General features: G+C 73.1%; 6 protein-coding genes. 5 read left to right on the forward strand and 1 reads right to left on the reverse strand.

The genetic code is table 11. The annotated features are described in order from the left end of the window. Window positions 1-322: DUF3263 domain-containing protein (locus tag DKL51_RS00305; protein WP_260428312.1), on the forward strand; the 322-nt coding region annotated here is incomplete at its 5' end. A gap of 5 nt (window positions 323-327) precedes the next feature. Here the strand turns inward: DKL51_RS00305 and DKL51_RS00310 are convergent. Beyond that, window positions 328-540, reverse strand: coding sequence for a hypothetical protein (locus DKL51_RS00310; protein WP_109945979.1), 213 nt, complete (start codon window positions 538-540; stop codon window positions 328-330). Between the two features lie 210 nt (window positions 541-750). On the opposite strand from DKL51_RS00310, the gene DKL51_RS00315 reads away from it, so the two are divergent. From DKL51_RS00315 to DKL51_RS00330, 4 genes are all read left to right on the forward strand, one after another. After that, window positions 751-1,653 carry a hypothetical protein gene (locus DKL51_RS00315; RefSeq protein ID WP_109945978.1) on the forward strand — a complete coding sequence of 301 codons (903 nt, stop codon included), beginning with the start codon at window positions 751-753 and terminating at the stop codon, window positions 1,651-1,653. A 173-nt stretch (window positions 1,654-1,826) separates the two neighbouring features. Continuing rightward, window positions 1,827-2,336 (forward strand): GNAT family N-acetyltransferase, encoded by a 510-nt coding sequence (locus DKL51_RS00320; RefSeq protein WP_109945977.1) that lies wholly within the window; start codon window positions 1,827-1,829, stop codon window positions 2,334-2,336. A 294-nt stretch (window positions 2,337-2,630) separates the two neighbouring features. Next, entirely contained in the window at window positions 2,631-3,116 is a 486-nt protein-coding gene (locus tag DKL51_RS00325) for a hypothetical protein (protein ID WP_109945976.1), read from the forward strand. Continuing rightward, window positions 3,113-4,266, forward strand: a 1,154-nt coding sequence (locus DKL51_RS00330; protein WP_260428313.1) for an SRPBCC family protein, incomplete at its 3' end; no start/stop codon positions are given. The genes DKL51_RS00325 and DKL51_RS00330, both read left to right, overlap by 4 nt.

Consider the following 4,266-nt stretch of genomic DNA (forward strand, 5'->3'; position numbering starts at 1 on the left):
CGCCACGCCCGGTCCGGGCGATCGGGCCGGCGAGGCCGAGGACCGGACGGCCGCTCCGGCGGACGGGCCGTCCGCCGAGGTCGGCCCGGCGGACGGACTGACCGAGCGCGAGCGGCGCATCCTCGCCTTCGAGCAGCAGTGGTGGAAGCACGCCGGGGCGAAGGAGCAGGCCATCCGGGACACCTTCGGGCTCTCCGCGACCCGGTACTACCAGCTGCTGAACGCCCTGCTCGACCAGCCGGCCGCGCTGGCCGCCGAGCCGGTGCTGGTGGCCCGGCTGCGCCGGCTGCGGGCCTCACGGGCGCGCAACCGGCGTCGCTGACCGGCTCATTTCTCGTACGTGCGCAGTCCGTTGCCGATGGCGAAGAAGGTCGGCGCCCACTCCCCGACGAAGATGCCCCATCGGTCCGCCCGGTCGATGCCGGCCCGCTCCATGTGCTTGGAGAGGAACCAGCTCGTGAACGAGAGCCCGATACTGACGAAACCGGCCATATAGGCGTGCTCCGCCCGCAGTCCCTGGTCGTGCAACCGTTCCAACATGCGATCCCCCTGTCGCGCCGAACGGCTCCCGGGCGCGACCGGCCGCCCTGGCGGCGCCGGTCGGGTGGCGGCCCCGGGAGACCCACCGCTGCTGACGCTACCGTCGGCGGGCGGGACGTACGGGTGACTTGCCGCAGCCGGGCATCGGGGCCCTGACCGCATGTCCCCGGCCCGGCCGGGTAGGCGGGCGGCGACGGAGGGAGCGAACGGATGGGGGCACCAGACCGCCGGTACTCGACCGGAAGTCAGCCGGCGCGGCCGGTCGGGGCGGCGCCGATGATGCGGGTGCGCTCCGCTTCCGCCCCGGCGCCCGGCCGGCTGGAGAACGAGGACGTGGTCTTCCGGCTCGGCCCGCTGGTCGGGGTGCTGGACGGGGCGACGGTGCCGGAGGGCTTCGACACCGGCTGCGTGCACGGGCCGGCCTGGTACGTCCGGCACCTGGCCGCCCGGATCGGCCTGGCGATCGCCGCCCGGCCGGCGGCGACGCTGATGAGCAGCCTGGCGGCGGCCATCCTCGCGGTCCGCGCCGATCACGGGAACGACTGCGACCTCGACCATCCGGGCACCCCGTCGTCCACGGTCTGCCTGCTGCGGGAGGGCGGTGACCAGGTGGATTACCTGGTGCTCTGCGACAGCCCGCTGGTGCTGGAGGCGGGCGGCCAGGTCAGCGTGGTGTCCGACGACCGGCTGGACGCCGCGATGGCGGACCTGCGCCGGATGGCGGACGCGATCCCCGGGACCGAGATCGACCCGGTCACCCGGTTCCGGCAGGCGGTCACGGTGCAGCGGGGTCGGATGAACCGCACCCACGGCTACTGGGCGGCCGCGGCCGACCCGGACGCGGCGTACCACGCGGTGACCGGGACGCTGCCGCTGCGCGGGCCGGGGGCGCTGCGCCGGGCGGCGCTGCTCAGCGACGGCGCGTCCTGCGCGGTGGAGCAGTTCGGGCTCTTCGACTGGGCGGGGCTGCTGGACGTCACGGCGGCCGAAGGGCCGGAGGGGCTGATCGGGCGGGTGCGGGCGGCCGAGCGCGACCATCCGGACCGGCTGCGCCGGCACAAGCGGACCGACGACGCCTCGGTGGTGTTCTGCGAGTTCGACCCGGCCGACTGAGCCGGCGGGTGCTTCGGAGGGCGGGCCGTCCGGACGACTTTCGACCGGTCGGCTGACAACGGAGCGTGAGGCGGAACACGGACGCGGTCCGACCGGCCCGGACACCTGGCCGGACCGGCAATCCCTGACCAAAGGGGTGGACTGCGGCCGGTGAGGGCGGCAGACTGCGGCACGTGGCGGGTGCGGTACGGCTGGAGCCGGTGGACGAGAGGAACCTGGAGCCGTTGCTCTCGGTAGCGGCCGCCGAGGCGGAGCCTGAGGACGTCATGCCGCCGGTCGATGCGCCGGCCGGCTGGTCGCTCGCCCGCCGGGACGCGTTCCGGGAGTTCCACCGGGCCAGCTTCGCCGGCCTGGACGGCCCCACCCGTACCCGGATGTACGCCATCCTGACCGGCGGCGAGGTGGTCGGCATGGTCCGGATGACCCGCTGCGACGAGCCCGGGACGGTGGAGACCGGGATGTGGCTGGGGCGTTCCGCCCGGGGGCAGGGGCTCGGCGCGGCGGCGCTGCGGGAGTTGCTGAACGCCGCTGCGGCGGCTGGCATGCACACCGTGCTGGCGCGGACGACGACCGACAACGCGGGCGCACTGTCGGTGCTCAGAAAATGCGGCGCAAAATTGCGCAACGATGACGGAAAAGTGCGCGCGGAAATCTGTCTGGATTCTGCGCTGCCAGCCGTTTGAGCGGCTTTGGTTGCTCCTTTGCAACGATTACACTTTCCCTGCTCCTGGCGATGCGTCTGACCGCTTTGCGGTCGTTCATCCCCAGCCCTCCACGGGGTCCGGATGCCTGGTGACGAACGCCTCGGGAATGGCGCGGAAATGTTTCGCAGGTAGGGCGTGGGGTACTGCCCGCCGGGTCCGCTAATACGGGGACGCCCGACTGCAGGCCCTTTTCGCGCTATTCCCCGGTAGCTCCATTAGGGCCTGCGTCGCGTGGTCCGGGCGTCCCGTGCGCCGGGGAGCGAAGGAGAACCGATGAAGAGTGGAGCACGGATCGGGCTCGCGGTCGGCCTCGGCTACATCCTGGGTCGCCGCAAGAAGCTGCGTACCGCCCTCACACTGGCCGCCGCGGTGGCCGCCGGGCGGGCCAGCAGGAACCCCGGCGGGCTGATGAAGTACGGCGCTGACCTGTTGAACGCCTCCCCGCAGCTGGGCAACCTGAGCAAGCTGAGCGGACCCCTGGCCACGGCCGGCAAGGCTGCGGCGACCGCCGCCGCCGGCAGCGGCATCGACGCGCTGAGCGGCAAGCTGCGCGGCAGCGCCGACGCACTGCGCCGCAAGTCCGGCCGGCGGGGTGAGGAGACCGGCGGCGAGGCCGCGGGCGAGCGTTCCTCGGATGAGGAGACCGCCGCGGACGAGCGCTCCGCGCCGGACGAGGAGCAGGAGCTCGACGAGCAGCCGCAGGCCGACGAGGACCGCGAAGAGCAGCCGGTGGCCACCGGCCGGCGACGGGGGCGGTGACCGTGGCGACCAACCTCAACCCGGGCGGCCTCGCCGACAAGGCCCGTACCCAGCTCGGCGACGAGCTGCGCAACCTGGCCGGCGCGATCGGCGAGCGGGCCGTCCACGTGGTGACCGAGCGGATCACCGGCGCCACCGGCCGACTCAGCGAGTACGCCAAGCAGGGCGGCGGTCCCGGCCTGATCGCCGCCGCCACCGGCGCGCAGAAGCTCGCCGAGGGCAGCTCCCCGATGAAGGCCATGTTCCATGCCGGTGTGGCCGGCGGTAAGGAGAAGCTGATGTCGGCGTTGGGCGGTGGCGGCGGCAAGGGTGGCAAGGGCGGCAAGAAGAAGCTCAAGGTCACCAACATCGTCGAGACGATCGAGGTCGGCGTGCCGGTCCGGGTCGCGTACAACCAGTGGACCCAGTTCGGCGACTTCCCCAGCTTCATGAAGAAGGTCGAGCAGGCCGACTGCGAGTCGGACGAGAAGATGACCTGGAAGGCGCAGGTCTTCTGGTCGCACCGCAGCTGGGAGTCGACCATCGTCCGGCAGATCCCGGACCGGCTGATCCACTGGCGTTCCAAGGGTGAGAAGGGCTCCGTCGACGGAACGGTCAGCTTCCACGAGGTCGGCCCCGAGCTCACCCGCATCCTGGTCGTCCTCGAGTACCACCCGCAGGGCCTCTTCGAGCACACCGGCAACCTGTGGCGGGCCCAGGGCCGGCGGGTGCGGCTGGAACTGAAGCACTTCGTCCGGCACGTGATGACCGTGACCGTTCTCGACCCGGACTCGGTCGAGGGCTGGCGCGGCGAGATCGAGGACTCCCAGGTGGTCAAGGACCACGAGACCGCGCGGCGCGAGGAGCAGGAGGCCCGCGAAGAGCAGGAGCGGGGGCGGGCCGAGGAGCCCGAGGAGTTCGAGGAGGAGCCCGAGGAGGAGCGCCCGGAGCGCCGGCCCGCCGAGCGCGGCCGCCGTCGTCCGCCGCAGCGCCGCCGTCCTCCCGAGGAGGAGGAGTACGACGCCTACGACGAGGGCGAGGACTACGACGAGGGGTACGAGGAGGAGGAGCCCGAGGAGGAGCAGCCTCCGCCGCGTCGCCGCCAGCCGGAGCGGGCCCGCCGCCCGCAGCCGCGCGAGGAGCGGCCGGAGCGGGCCGAGCGGCCGGGGCG

Origin of the sequence: Micromonospora globispora (assembly GCF_003857015.1) — a bacterium.
Classification (GTDB): domain Bacteria; phylum Actinomycetota; class Actinomycetes; order Mycobacteriales; family Micromonosporaceae; genus Micromonospora; species Micromonospora globispora.